Raw genomic sequence first — 12,961 nt, forward strand, 5'->3', positions numbered from 1 at the left:
CGTGACCCTAGCGTCTGTAGCGACTACAGGGTCAAGCGGGAAAAATTCACCAATTTGTGAGCACATCGTGATGAAGCAGACTGAAGAAGAATTCTCGATCGGCGTGCTGTCTGAACGCAGCGGCGTCAACATCGAGACGATCCGCTACTACGAGAAGATCGGCGTCATGCCGGAGCCCGCCCGCAGCGCAGGCGGGTATCGTGTATACGGCAATGACCACACGCGGCGGCTACATTTCGTGCGGCGCGGCCGGGAACTCGGCTTCAGCCTCGATGAACTGCGTGGGCTATTGCAACTTGTCGATGGCCACGCCCACACCTGCCAGGAGGTTCACGCGCTCACAATCGAACATTTGAAAGATATCCGTCAGAAAATCGCCGATCTAAGGCGTCTGGAGCGGGTCATGTCGGATATGGCAGCGCAATGCAGCGGCGACCAGGTTCCGGAATGCCCGATTATTGATGCCCTTTTGAGATGCGCCCGGTGGGCCGTTCCCGCTCCGTTCGGCCTTAGCGCGATTTCGAGCAACTATTGTTCCGCCTCCAAGCTCATCGAACTGCTTCGATCAAGAGCCGTGGGCGGCTCTTCAATCGTGCGACGAAGGACTTCCGGGTCACCAACAATGACGACCGTCTCGACGGCTCTGGTGACGGCCGTATAGAGCAGGGTCCGGTCAAGAAGTTTCGAGCCGACGAGCGGCACGATCACCCTACGGAAAGCCGAGCCCTGCGCCTTGTGAACGCTGATCGCCCAGCCATGAGTAACCTTCTCAAGGTCGGCCGCAGTGACCGCATCTTCAGCGCCGTCATCGAACCTAACCCAAGCACCCTTCGGATGAGGCTTGGTGACCACGCCCAGAGAGCCGTTCATGAACCCGGAGCAGACAGGTTCGCCGGTCACCTTGTCGAGTAGGGGACTGCCATCAGCATCCAGTTGCGGTGCCTTGGGTAGTCGTTCTTCAACCACATGATCTTCGAGCCGACGCTCAGGCCCCAGTCCTCGACGTTGGCCTGCCGCGCCATGTATTCGATCTCGATGGCGCGGTTCAGCTCCTTCGATCCGGCCGGTCCGTTCTTCACCTGAGTGAGTATCTGGACATCCATATCGTGCAGGGCGGCCGTCCTGCCGTAGGCGGGCACCCGACCGCACATGGCGCGGAAGGCGGCCAAGGTTCTTGCTGCCACATCCTCCTTCGTCGCCGGGAAGAGATAGACGCCCGGCGAGAGGGCGACGTTTGGATCGAAGCGCCGGAGGGCGACGGACTTACCTGATCGCACCGCAGAGGCGACGGCGGGAATGCCAGTGGCATCATCCTGACGATGGACGACATCCAAAGTGACCGAAGGGATGCGCGTCGCCTTGACCATGGTGTGGAAGGGCAGGCCGGGTCCGATAGGCGGGAGCTGACCGGGGTCGCCAATGAAGATCAGGTTGACCTCGATGGGCAACTGAGCGAGCACCCGATAGATCGACGGGGTGTCGAGCATCGAGGACTCGTCGAAGATGACGGTCCCTGACTGAACACGGCGGCCAGCATTTTCGATGTCGTGCACCAGTCGCGAAAGAGTGCTTGCCGGGCGGCCTGTCGCTTCGCTGATCCGTCTGACGGCGCGGCCTGCCAGAGCCACCTGCAGGTGTTCGACGCCTTGGCGCTGCGAAGCTGGAAGACTGTCGCGGACGGCCTCCAGTGCGGCAAGGATTGCACGCACGACTGTCGTCTTGCCCGTGCCTGCGCCACCGCTGATGACGCAGATGCCGCAGCTCGTGGCCATGTAGACCGCCTCTCGCTGGGCATCGGTAAGCGCGTAGCCGATTTCCTCTTCCACCTTGGCGATGGCGTCAACGACGAGTTTACCGTCGAATGCCGGAACTTCACGACCAACGCGCTCGCTGACCTGTCGCGCGACCTCTTCCTCCATGAACCGGCAGGCCCTCGACTGCAAAGGTCGGGGTTGGCGACACAACGCGACTGCTGGCCAAGGCCAGGTCGATGGCACTCGCCGGATCGCCGCTCCAAGGCGCGAGCAGGCGTTTCACCAGAGGCTTCAGAACTGGGGAAGGGAGGCCATGTTCCCTGTCCGGAACCGGATGGCCAAGGCCTCCTCGACGGCGGCCGTTAGCCGCCTCGGATCGTCGAGGGCGACTCCAAGACGAAGCGCTCTCGCGTCCACGTCTTTCCACGGCTCCAGCAATGTCATCGTGAACGGATCGGCCTTGATGCGGTCGATGGCTCCGAGACCCCAGAGACGGGCGGCAGCACCAGCCACACGAGGCGAGACGCCGTATCGATCCAGCCAGCGGAAGATTTCGACCTCCTCGGCGAGCATGCCGAAGCCGTCGACGATGGCGATGGCCCGATCCGCGCCGACGACGTCCGCGACCGCCTTCAGGTCACGATCTCGGATGATGGAGTAGATGGTCTCGCCGAAGCGCTCCCAGACTTTCTCCGCCGTAGCCCAGCCGATACCTACGAAGCGCTTGTCGGTGGCCAGATGGCGGATGATCGCCCGCCCCTTGGTGACCAAGGGCAGGGCCACCTCGGCATGGAGCTGCGGCCCATATTCGGGATGGAGTTTGACAGGACCCGTGACACGCCACGTCTCCCCTGCGACCGGATCGCGCGGCGACCTCTTCGAAGGGACGAGTGCACGACGGAGCTGCTCGGTCCCGTCACGGCCAATGATGACATGGTCGCCGAACCGGCTGGCATGAACGGAGGTGATGGACAGCTCCCAGGAAGACTGCTCAGAACGCTCACCAAGGACCAGGAACGTCTGCCCCTCTGCGCCACCCCGTCGTTGATTGGCCCCTGCCATGGGCTCTGGCTCTCCGTTCACTGCGGCCACCACGACGTGCCGTCGCGGGTCCCTGTGCCTCATTCACTGCGATCCAGCTCCCACGGCCTGTCGGGGCCACGACGGCGCGGCTCCGAGGACCAGACTTCAAACACCCAATCATGGAAGTCTCCCAGTCTCGGCGATCACCGCGCTCAACCGCTTCATGCGGTCAAGGTCGCGGCGCAGCGAGGCGTTCTCCGCCTTCAGCCGAAGGTTCTCTTCCTCCAAAGCCATCTGATTGCCATCGACCTTGGCCTTCTGCTCGCGGTCCGCTTCCGCCTGTTCGAGGCGTGTCAGGTTAGCCTTGCGATCACGGTCGTCTGCGTTGCCCAGGATTTCGGCGCATCTCGGATTGGTGCGGAACACCTGACGGTCGAAGCCGCAGGCCTTGGCGATGGCGCTCTTGTTCAGCTCGACGCCGCCGTAGCGGGAAGCGGCTGGTCACCGAGGTTCTCCAGATACTCTTGGAGGCATCGACATGCTCCTGGGCAACCTCGACACCGCTTTTGCCCGTTCCTCGCGCCATTAGGACTTCCTCGGAGGAAGGGTTACGACCTCGCCAGAAGGAATGGCATTCATTCCGTCGAGCTTGTTGACTGTCTCCTGATATCCCTCGAACAGACGTTTCCATTTTGAGAAGCCGCCCATTTCGGCGACAGCCAGGATCATCATGCGGTGTGACGCGATCACGAGCTGCCGATCAGCCTGAAGCTGGTCAATCTCGGCGTTCTTCACTTCGACCAGTCGCTCCAGCTCTGCGCGAGACTTACCGCTGCTGCGACCAATCGCGATCCTTATAGTCTCCTGCTTTCGCTGGGCACCCTCGAACTTGGTGCGACGGTCCACATTCCGAGTGATGTCAGTGGCGTTCTTGAACACGCCGCCGCTGCGCCGGACGATGGCTCTCGCGGTGATGGTTTCGTCCTCGGCGATCATCGCCTCCAACATTTCCTCAAGATGGGCGATCTTATCAATCATCAAGGTCTCTCAGGCGGCTCATGGTGTCGATGATGGTGTTACCGAACTTCTGCTCCGGCGTCACGGAGAGGTCTTTGCCATCGGGGAAGGGGCGGTCACCGGGTTCGGTCGCGAGAGCCTTGCCGATATTCTCGTATCGGATGCGGGCGTGGGCGATCTGGTTCGCCCATCCGGCATATCGACGGCCCTCGGGTACGGATTCCAACTGGATGATGATTTTCGCGAAGCGGTCGCGCATCGTTTCGAGATGGTCGTGCTCCTCTACGACGTCGGTTCGGGCTAGATGCAGGCAGCCGTTGAAGCATTCGAGATGTTTCGGGCAGGGATCGCTGGTGAAGCTGTTCACGCACAGCCCGTAGGGCGTGACGTGAAGACCGTCGGCCTCGGCATTCAGGTAGTCGAAGGCTGCATCGTCGCCATACTCGCGTTGAACACGCCGGAACTCGTCGACGATAGGTCCTCGCACCTTGTTGGCGGCGATCATCTTGTAGACCTGAAGCGCCTTGTCGCCGAGAGAATCTTCGGCTTCCGGGGAACGTCGATATGCTCGATATCCTCATGAAGGCTTCGGTGATCGTACTCGTAGCTCTGCTGAACGCTACGGCGGCCGAACTTCTTGGTTATCATCGTGTCAGCGACGCCGAGACGGAACAGCTCGGTGTTCTGCAGGTGCCGCAGGGAATGAGAAGTCAGCGTCAACGCGCGGTCCTCGTCCGTCTGGCCGTATCGCTGGAAGAGGGTCTCCCCGCTTGCCTTGCCGCTCAAGGAGCCGTTCAGAGGGCCTTTGTCCAAAATGCCGATGGCAGAGTACAAGGTCGTGTCAAGAAGGCCGTTGTTGCGCCCCTCGATGAGGTTTCTGATCGGCATCAAGAACAGGAGGTCGTAGGGATAAAACACCGTACCGTCGGTCGTCGCGGTCGGCTTGGTAGCGGATAGCTTCGTCGCGCGGTTCTCCCGGATGTGTTCCTCGACATCGCCAACGCGGACGAATGCAAATCGCCAGTTAATCCTGCCGTTTTCGATCACGCCCGCCGATGTCCGGATCGGAATGTTGCGTTGAGCCGGATTGGTCCAGAACTGCGACAAACCAGCGGGTCTGCCGCCTAATTGAAGATCGCGGATGGTGTCGAGGTACTGCGGGTCGTAGCTTTCGCGATATTGCTGGATCAGTTGCGGCGGAACCTCTGCGTCCGAGAACACCGCATTTCCTGTAATGCGGACGTACATCTCCCAGGCAGGAACGAGCGCGTCCTCAGCATATTCGGGAAAGATGCGACCTGTTTCAGCCTGCCGTTTCAATCGCTCCCGCAGCGGGGCGGTAATGGTGGCTATGTGGTCGAGCGTCTCTACCAAAATCTCCTCGAACATCGGCGGGACGTGCTGGATGTTCTCGTACAGAGCCAATCCCTCGGCAAGGTCGTCCTCTTCCTGCTTTTCAGCGAAGTACCTGATTATCAGGGAACAGGAGAACCCACCATGCTCTCCGGCCAGTCGGCCGTCGGCGTCAGATATTCGCGCCAACGCTTCAATCCAATGGAAGAAGGGCGGCCTCTCCGATCCGGAAGCCCATGATGATCTGGACCTTAAATGCCGCAAACCGGATCGCATCCGAGAAGGACAGGGGCGTCTCGGTGAAGACAATCCGAACCAGTTCCCAGAAGGCCTTCTCATCCGGAAGCTTCGACGCCGACTTCCGTTCAGCCAGGCTGCGCCGCGAGCTCTTGCGGCCACCATGTGCGTTTTGGCGGTCTTTGACCGCATCGGCCCACTGCTGCGCTGCCAACGCTTCCTTGCTGGAATAGGGTTGGCAGAAACGAGCCAAAGCAGGGATGTCGGCGAGCTTTGTCTGTCGATGACGTTCCTGACCATGGTCACGAAGTCGAGCGCTTGCTTGCCGGATTCCGATGACCGAAGAACGGCATTGTAGGCCTGCTGGATTTGATCGGGGTTACCGCCCAGGGCGGTGTATCCTCTGCTGCAGGTGCCAGCCGTCGGATGCCAGCGCCCACTTGAACGGCGCTTCCGGGCTTCGTCTGACCAAGGAGAAGCTGGTGGATCAATACAGCCTGGAAGAAGTCCAGCCAGTGGGGGACAGGGGCATGGCGACCAAGAGACCTTGTCCCATTTCCACTCTGATCTCGTTCAGTTTTATGAATGGCGCGGCGTCCACGCCAACCTGACCAAGCCATGAGACCGGTTTGGAAAGGCCACCCCTCAGTTCCGTCAGGTTCCACCTCGTCTCCTTGGTGACCTTGCCCTCACCGTCGAAGACTAGCTTCCAGCTCAGGCCGCGTTCTTCGGCCAGCCTCTTGGCCGTGGCAATGTATTCGGCATAGAACGGGTTCATGGCTCGTCCCCGCCATCGGATTTCAGTTCCTCGGCAACACGTCTTGCGGCGTCGAGCGTGCTCTTCAACTGAGCGTAGGCAGGGGATTGCTGGTTGTTGCGGGACGCGGCGGCGAACTCAGTGACGACCGGACGAAGGCTCTCCACGACGTCCTGGTGGATTTCGGGATCGTTGAGGGGCATGAACTGGGAACAGGTGTAGCAGGCAAGCACCGGGTTCTTCATGCAGAGGTTCTGACCCAAGTTGCAACCACCTATTCCTGCGATAAGGAATCCCGTGAGGCACACCTCCGATCTGCTTCTCGGCCGGAAGGCTAGAAGCATCTCCTTATCGATGGTTCTCGTCGTCGCGATCTTGGCTACGTTCTTGTAAATGGGCGAGATTGCAAGGGCATCATTGATACGCTTGGCTTGTGGTGGCGATGCGTCGAAGTAGACATTGGCCACGCGGTCGCTGGAGTGTCCCATGAACTCCGAGAGGCCAGCGTGCGAGATGCCGCCGTCCGCGAGACGTTGTGCCGCCGTATGTCTCAGGTCGGTTGGAGACCAGGCTTCTCCTGTCAAGTCCGACGTAAGCTCAAGAATGACCCGGCCAACACCGGACGGCGTGAGGCCGAAGAGGAGGCGAGGGGCACGCCCTCCTCTATCATGACGATTCCTGCGTCCCGGCGCTTCACAAACTCATTGAAGAGCGGCCCCCACTCACGCTTGATCCGCCGGGTTTCTCGAATGCGCTTGCGGTGATCCTTCTGCTTGATCCGGGTGACCGCAACATGCACCGCACCAGTCGAGTACAGCCGAACATCGGCCGTCTCGATCCGCGCTATCTGCCCCGGACGGAAGGCATACTGGTATGACGTGACCAAGATGCACACGTCCCGTAGCGCTTCGTCATCAATCGACTGAGGATCATTCGATAGCGCGGCGCACATCGCATCGATGTGGTCGACGATGATGCTTTGGTGATCCAGTGGCAGGAAGCAATCACCGATGCGAACGACGCGATACTTGTCGACCTTTGGGCTCTTCAGAGCCCGAATGATCGATGCCGCCGTGGGCGTCCAATGACCAATGTTGAGCCGACACAGGGAATGAAGAATGGCTCTTAGCGAGTAACTTCCCTGGCACTTACCTCTGCAAGAACGAATGTGTTCCAATGGGATCGAGCATCGAACGGCTGTGACACTAATAGCTCGATGAGAGAGGCGACGCCGCGACGTGCGAGATAGCTCAGGGTGCTGCCAAACAGGATCGTCACGTAGTGAAGGTCGTGCTCGCCAAGCCATTCGGCGAACACATGTTTCATTACCTGCGTTGCGGGACCAAACGCATTGAACGATATTGAATGCTGGCGGCCGTCCAAGGCAAGGAAGACTTGGTCGGTTTCGGATAGGTCTCGGACGGAGCATATCTCGTTCGCAAAATCATCGTAGTATTTGACCACCGCAGGCAGCGGCGGCAATCTCGATGTCAGGCGATCAATATCGGCGACGAGGCGGTCGTTCTGAAGCGTGACGGCGGCTTTCAATGGGATGTCTCCGGAACAGTGCGTCGAAGAGCATCCACAAAATGGTCAAATTTTTCGCCCCAGGCTTCGTCCAGGCTGGTTTCGAAGTAGGCCTTGGCATAGAGGCGCGGCATATCCGACTTCTTCGACCACCCAAAAATGTCCGTAGCTTCTCCTGAGCCTTGTCCAGATCATTGCCCGTGTCCTGATACCGACGCATCCTAACGACAGCGGATGTATGGCGGAGATCGTGACAAGAGACGCCTTTAAGCCCTTGCTTTTCAGAGATTGCTTAGCCTCGTCGCACAGGGCCTTCGTCGCAACCTCAAAGATTTCACTGAGGGATCGCAGCGAAAGTGGCAGGCCTTTTGAGAGATCAGAAGGTGTGGGTGGTTTGCCCGTCCGCGATAGTTGCGGATGTAGAACCTGACGAGTTCAACGATCTCTTCCTGTAACGGAAGCTGGCGTCGCGAGGTCTCCGTCTTCAGCCCAGGCTGTTCGTACCGTGGGTCCGGATCATCGACTTCCTCGACATCCAACCAGTGGACGGTCTTGCGAGCGACTGGGTCGAAGTCCTCCTTAAACGAGGAAGCGTACAGCAACGCGCCTTCACCACGCCGAAGCCCAAGGCGCAACAGCAACATGAAGACCAAGAGGTTGCGCCAGCGCAGCGCTTCAGTCTTGAAGGGGTTTCGCGTCGAGATCCGGCCTGAAGATTTCGTAAAGGTCCTCGATTACGAGCGGCGGAAGTGCCCGGATCGGCGGTGGCGGCTTCTGGGGGTTCGGAACTAGGTTGCGGTAGAAGGTCTCAAGGCGATGTACCTTTGCCTGGATTTCGTTCGCCCGCGCACCGGCCGTGCTACCGGCCTGGCGAAGCATTTCCGTCGCGAAGTCGAGCGCAAACTTCCATGTGGACGACTTGTCCGCGTTCTCGACGACGGCCGCGTTCCTGAGTTGGGCGAAGAAGCCCAGAAGACATTCTTCCAAAGCATCTCCATCGGCTTCGGCTATAAGACGGTCCAGACAGTCGGTACCGTGTTGCTCGCAGACTGCCTCGTAGAAACGATCAATGGCCGTCAGATACTTCTGTCGGCTCGATGGTTCCAGTCTTGGGTTCAGGACGTCACTCCAGATGGTGGCCCAAAACCGTGGGACGCCAAGAGAACCGACAGCGACAAGCCCACGTGCTGATGGCGGCAGGGCTGCATTTCTTATATTGATGATCGGCATGGTCACTCGCGTTTCTCAACGAAAGCAACAATGCCATCGGTTCGGTTAAACGCAACACAGCAAACCGCAGCATCTACGGTTTTCCACAGTCGTGGAAAACGCGGTTTCAGGCCAGAACGCAACAGCCCGCAAACCGCCTAGATGTTCCATAATCTATCTTATGTGATCGATGTACGTCACTAAGCATTAGCCGATTGTATCCTGCCCTTCACACCGATTGGACGCGCAGCAGCCTGCTTTACATCGTTGATTTCAATCATTTCGAAGAATCGCGTGACGTGAGAAACACGACCAGTATCACAGCAATCTGTCTTGGCATCTAAGACCAAAGCATGCGTGTACTGTCGGTCCATATAGGCTATTACCCGGGCGGCGCCGTATTTCGCAGATGGTCGGTAGCGATATCTTGCTTTCGAGACGGTGAGCGCCATTTCCGGCTCAAGTCCGGATGGGAAGGAAGGTAGATTTAAAGATGTTGGAAGCACGTATTCGAAACACTTCGCTTCGAGACAAGATCATTACCGCTGAACAGGCCGCGAGCCTTATCCAGGACGGTATGGTCGTCGGCATGAGTGGATTTACCCGCGCTGGCGACGCCAAGGCTGTACCCGTTGCCATGGCTGCCCGTGCTGCGACAGATCCCTTCAAGATCACGCTGATTACTGGCGCTTCCCTCGGCCACGACGTCGACAAGATTCTTACAGAAGCACACGTGCTCTCGCGGCGCATGCCGTTTCAGGTCGACAGAACCCTGCGTGCCGCGATCAATCGCGGCGAAGTGATGTTCATCGACCAGCATCTTTCCGAAACTGTAGAGCAATTGCGCTCAAACCAGATCGGTCCTATCGACTACGCCGTGGTCGAGGCTCTTGCCATCACCGAGAGCGGCGGAATCATTCCCACGACATCGATCGGCAATTCGGCAAGTTTTGCCATTCTGGCCGATAAGGTCATCGTTGAAGTGAACCTTAATCAGCCTATGGCGCTTGAAGGTCTGCACGACATCTATATTCCAACGAAGCGCCCTTCCCGCGACCCTATACCGGTCACGGCGTGCGACAGCCGCGTCGGCCTGCCCTATATCCCGATCCCACCGGAAAAGATCGCAGGCATCGTCATCACGCAGGAAAATGACAGCGCCTCGACCGTGGAACCGGCCGACGGTGAAACAATAGCCATTGCGGGCCATCTGATTGAATTTCTGATGCAGGAAGTCGCTGCCGGACGTCTTGATCTGACGCTCAATCCGCTTCAGGCTGGCATCGGCACCATTGCAAATGCCGTATTGAACGGTTTTGCCGATAGCCCGTTCCACAATCTGCGCATGTATAGCGAAGTGCTGCAGGACAGCACCTTCGACCTGTTCGATGCCGGAAAGCTCGACTTTGCATCAGGATCATCGATCACGCTCAGCCCCACCTGTGGAGAGCGTGTCTTCAACAATATCGACCGTTACCGCGACAAGCTTATTCTGCGCCCGCAGGAAATCAGCAACCACCCGGAAGTCATCCGTCGTCTCGGCATTATCGGTATCAATACAGCGCTCGAATTCGACATTTATGGCAATGTGAATTCCACGCATGTCGACGGCACGCATATGATGAACGGAATTGGCGGTTCAGGCGACTTTGCCCGTAACGCCTTCATCTCGATCTTCGTGACCAAATCCGAAGCCAAGAACGGCGCGATATCGTCCGTCGTTCCGATGGTCACGCATATCGACCATACGGAGCATGACGTGGACATTCTGGTAACGGAACAGGGCCTTGCCGATCTGCGCGGCCTCGCCCCTCGTGAGCGGGCCCGTGTCATCATCGACAACTGTGCGCACCCGGATTATCGCCCACAACTCAACGATTATTTCGACCGCGCTTGCGCACGTGGCGGGCATACACCTCATCTAATTGAAGAGGCTTTCAGCTGGCATCAGCGCCGCCGCGAGACGGGCAGCATGCGTAGCTGAATATCTGAAAAATCTTGCACTGTTCGGCGCCAGTTTGATTTAAGTTATTGCTTACAAAGCGGAACCTTCTTTTCCTTGGAACGTTAACCGGCACATCGTTTTTGGATTGGAGACGATGTGCCGCTAGCAAGAGCCCTGCTCTTTCTTTCGGTTTGAACGGGCTCAATCGGCGGCGTCGAGGAACGGTCGTCGGTTAGGCAACGCAACCCCAAGTTCCGGGAAGGATCAGACCGCCTATGTCCATCCTCATCAGCCTTCTGATAACAATTCTTGTTATCTTCCTCGTACTTTATCTCATCAACATGCTGCCTCTGGATGCCAAGGTCAAACAGATCGCTCAAGTTATCGTGATCATTATTGGCATCATTTCGCTTCTGAAATATTTGGCGGTCTTCTGATTCAAGCCATCAGCAGTCATAGTGCCGGCGAAATCCCGGCCAAAATCCCGGAGTGTCAGGCCGCTCCGGGGATTCGTTACAATGCCTAACCCAGGGTATTTCCTGACTTATATTAGCCACTTACGATTTATGTCTCATTGAGACGGTTCTTTTAAACATAGTTGTGCTTAATTACATTTCCTCGTAACATATATTCGCTATGCTACCTGTGATTGTGTCAATAATGGCACTCATAGACAAAAAATTGCAAGAAGCGCATGGTGGTATCTTTCCCCTCTCCGGCGTTCCTTTTATAAGGCCCACAAAATAAATGCCCGTTCTTAATAGGGATCAGGCGCGGGTCGTAGATCATCCTCACTCAGGGTTGGGAGCGCGAGGAAATGAAGAAGACTGCTCTACTAAAAGCAGCCTTGATAACGTTGTCTGTCGTGTTGTTCTCTCTCGGGGCAACCTCGATAGTGGCGTTCACTTCTGGCGTCACGCTTGGCATCGTCGCGCTCGGCCTCAGCGCGGGCATTCCCGCAGCCACGGCCTTCCCTTCTCTTGCCTATATTTTTCATCAACATAGCAAGTTGCAAGACGCATATCTCCAGCTTGAAAAAGCGCATGTCGAACTGCAGGCACGGTCACGGATCGACCACATGACTGGTCTTCTCAACCGTGAAGCGTTGTTCGAAGCCATGAAGATCAGCCGCTCCCGTATCGAAACCGGCACCTTGCTCGTTATCGATGCCGACCATTTTAAGGCGATCAACGATACGTTTGGCCATGGCGTCGGCGACCGTGCCTTGAAGCTGATCGCATTCGCGCTTCAGAATGTGACGCGAAAAGGCGATCTTGTCGGCCGTATCGGTGGGGAGGAATTCTGCGTTTTTCTGCCGGGTGCCAGTGGAGAGACCGGTATGCGGGTTGCACAACGCATACGCGCAGAAGTAGAAAATACGCCGTTTCACACAACGGAGTATCAGGTCTATCCGTTGACGATCAGTATCGGTGTTGCCTCTGCGCCGAAAAATGAGACGAACTCGCAGGTACTCAGCCGCGCTGATCGCTGCCTCTATATTGCGAAGCAGCGCGGACGCAATTGCGTGTCTTCGATGAAGAAAGTGGGCGCCTTGCCAGCGCATCTGTCGTTTCTATCGTAAGTGCTCGCGAAGTGGCGCGCGGATAGCGCCGCGCTTCATTCCCAGGGTTCTATTACCTCTTCGGACCAACCGACCGGCACGAATCCCATTTTTTGATAGAGTTGCAGAGCACGCGGGCTGTCGAGTGTATTGGTATGGATCGTCACCTTTTCCGGTCCATGCGCCCAGGCTGCGGAAATGGCCTCACTCAGGAAAAACTTTCCGAGACCCCGCCCCTGAAAATCATCGATGAGACCGAAATAGACAATCTCGGCAGCCTCCGGCAGAGCGGTCAAGTCGAGTTCGACAAATCCAGCGGGACAGCCTTCTGCATAGAGAACGTGGATTTCAGTCGTATCTGCATGAATTACGGCTGCAACTTCCGCATCCGTCTGAACACGGCGCATCATCCAGTGATGCTTACGCCCGATCTGTTCATAGAGATAGCGGTAGTAATGGACCGGCATGGCACCCGCGCGCATCATAGCGAGGCGGATACCAGACGGCACCGGCACCTGAACTGCCTGACGGGCAGACATTTCCAGGTGGGTGATGCGGGCGGTCAGTTTTCCGGTCAT

The 12,961-nt window shown here is 57.7% G+C and carries 17 protein-coding genes and 2 pseudogenes; 4 read left to right on the plus strand and 15 right to left on the minus strand.

The window, feature by feature from the left end:
• Positions 1-70 precede the first annotated feature (70 nt).
• Entirely contained in the window at positions 71-661 is a 591-nt protein-coding gene (locus tag LJ361_RS15580; protein ID WP_320109272.1) for a helix-turn-helix domain-containing protein, read from the plus strand.
• Between the two features lie 17 nt (positions 662-678).
• Here LJ361_RS15580 and LJ361_RS23525 read toward each other — a convergent pair.
• The 14 genes and pseudogenes from LJ361_RS23525 to LJ361_RS15650 form a co-directional block, all read right to left on the minus strand.
• Positions 679-870 (minus strand): annotated as a pseudogene (locus tag LJ361_RS23525) (hypothetical protein); the annotation flags it as partial.
• A gap of 26 nt (positions 871-896) precedes the next feature.
• Positions 897-1,919, minus strand: a complete 1,023-nt coding sequence (locus LJ361_RS15590; protein ID WP_264811910.1) for an ATP-dependent DNA helicase — start codon at positions 1,917-1,919, stop codon at positions 897-899.
• A 126-nt stretch (positions 1,920-2,045) separates the two neighbouring features.
• The gene (locus LJ361_RS15595) at positions 2,046-2,816 is read right to left on the minus strand and encodes a helix-hairpin-helix domain-containing protein (RefSeq protein WP_264811911.1); all 771 of its coding nucleotides are present in this window, start codon (positions 2,814-2,816) and stop codon (positions 2,046-2,048) included.
• Between the two features lie 138 nt (positions 2,817-2,954).
• Positions 2,955-3,203 (minus strand): hypothetical protein, encoded by a 249-nt coding sequence (locus LJ361_RS15600; RefSeq protein WP_245362183.1) that lies wholly within the window; start codon positions 3,201-3,203, stop codon positions 2,955-2,957.
• A gap of 159 nt (positions 3,204-3,362) precedes the next feature.
• Entirely contained in the window at positions 3,363-3,815 is a 453-nt protein-coding gene (locus LJ361_RS15605; RefSeq protein WP_264811912.1) for a hypothetical protein, read from the minus strand.
• Entirely contained in the window at positions 3,808-4,299 is a 492-nt protein-coding gene (locus tag LJ361_RS15610) for a hypothetical protein (RefSeq protein WP_264811913.1), read from the minus strand. Before LJ361_RS15610 ends, LJ361_RS15605 begins: the two co-directional genes overlap by 8 nt.
• The gene (locus LJ361_RS15615) at positions 4,296-5,336 is read right to left on the minus strand and encodes a hypothetical protein (RefSeq protein ID WP_264811914.1); all 1,041 of its coding nucleotides are present in this window, start codon (positions 5,334-5,336) and stop codon (positions 4,296-4,298) included. Before LJ361_RS15615 ends, LJ361_RS15610 begins: the two co-directional genes overlap by 4 nt.
• A 4-nt stretch (positions 5,337-5,340) precedes the next feature.
• Positions 5,341-5,637, minus strand: coding sequence for a hypothetical protein (locus tag LJ361_RS15620; protein WP_264811916.1), 297 nt, complete (start codon positions 5,635-5,637; stop codon positions 5,341-5,343).
• 234 nt (positions 5,638-5,871) lie between these two features.
• Positions 5,872-6,162: a hypothetical protein gene (locus LJ361_RS15625; RefSeq protein WP_264811918.1), complete on the minus strand. Its 291-nt coding sequence runs from the start codon at positions 6,160-6,162 to the stop codon at positions 5,872-5,874.
• Positions 6,159-6,725 carry a tyrosine-type recombinase/integrase gene (locus tag LJ361_RS15630; protein ID WP_264811919.1) on the minus strand — a complete coding sequence of 189 codons (567 nt, stop codon included), beginning with the start codon at positions 6,723-6,725 and terminating at the stop codon, positions 6,159-6,161. The genes LJ361_RS15625 and LJ361_RS15630 overlap by 4 nt, the downstream gene beginning before the upstream one ends.
• Entirely contained in the window at positions 6,722-7,318 is a 597-nt protein-coding gene (locus LJ361_RS15635; protein ID WP_264811920.1) for a hypothetical protein, read from the minus strand. Before LJ361_RS15635 ends, LJ361_RS15630 begins: the two co-directional genes overlap by 4 nt.
• On the minus strand, positions 7,267-7,689 hold the full coding sequence (locus LJ361_RS15640; protein ID WP_264811921.1) for a hypothetical protein: 423 nt from the start codon (positions 7,687-7,689) through the stop codon (positions 7,267-7,269). The genes LJ361_RS15635 and LJ361_RS15640 overlap by 52 nt, the downstream gene beginning before the upstream one ends.
• A 654-nt stretch (positions 7,690-8,343) precedes the next feature.
• A complete protein-coding gene (locus LJ361_RS15645; RefSeq protein ID WP_264811923.1) occupies positions 8,344-8,898 on the minus strand; it encodes a hypothetical protein in 555 nt (184 codons plus the stop codon).
• 179 nt (positions 8,899-9,077) lie between these two features.
• Entirely contained in the window at positions 9,078-9,329 is a 252-nt protein-coding gene (locus LJ361_RS15650) for a hypothetical protein (RefSeq protein ID WP_029376105.1), read from the minus strand.
• 41 nt (positions 9,330-9,370) lie between these two features.
• On the opposite strand from LJ361_RS15650, the gene LJ361_RS15655 reads away from it, so the two are divergent.
• The 3 genes and pseudogenes from LJ361_RS15655 (at position 9,371) to LJ361_RS15665 (ending at position 12,430) form a co-directional block, all read left to right on the plus strand.
• Entirely contained in the window at positions 9,371-10,861 is a 1,491-nt protein-coding gene (locus LJ361_RS15655) for an acetyl-CoA hydrolase/transferase family protein (protein WP_010660092.1), read from the plus strand.
• A gap of 236 nt (positions 10,862-11,097) precedes the next feature.
• Positions 11,098-11,259, plus strand: a complete 162-nt coding sequence (locus LJ361_RS15660) for a Thivi_2564 family membrane protein (RefSeq protein ID WP_010660091.1) — start codon at positions 11,098-11,100, stop codon at positions 11,257-11,259.
• Between the two features lie 380 nt (positions 11,260-11,639).
• A pseudogene (locus tag LJ361_RS15665) lies at positions 11,640-12,430 on the plus strand (GGDEF domain-containing protein).
• Positions 12,431-12,439: 9 nt separating this feature from the next.
• Here the strand turns inward: LJ361_RS15665 and LJ361_RS15670 are convergent.
• A complete protein-coding gene (locus LJ361_RS15670) occupies positions 12,440-12,961 on the minus strand; it encodes a GNAT family N-acetyltransferase (protein ID WP_010660089.1) in 522 nt (173 codons plus the stop codon).

Origin of the sequence: Brucella sp. JSBI001 (assembly GCF_026014005.1) — a bacterium.
GTDB classification, from domain to species: Bacteria; Pseudomonadota; Alphaproteobacteria; order Rhizobiales; family Rhizobiaceae; genus Brucella; species Brucella anthropi.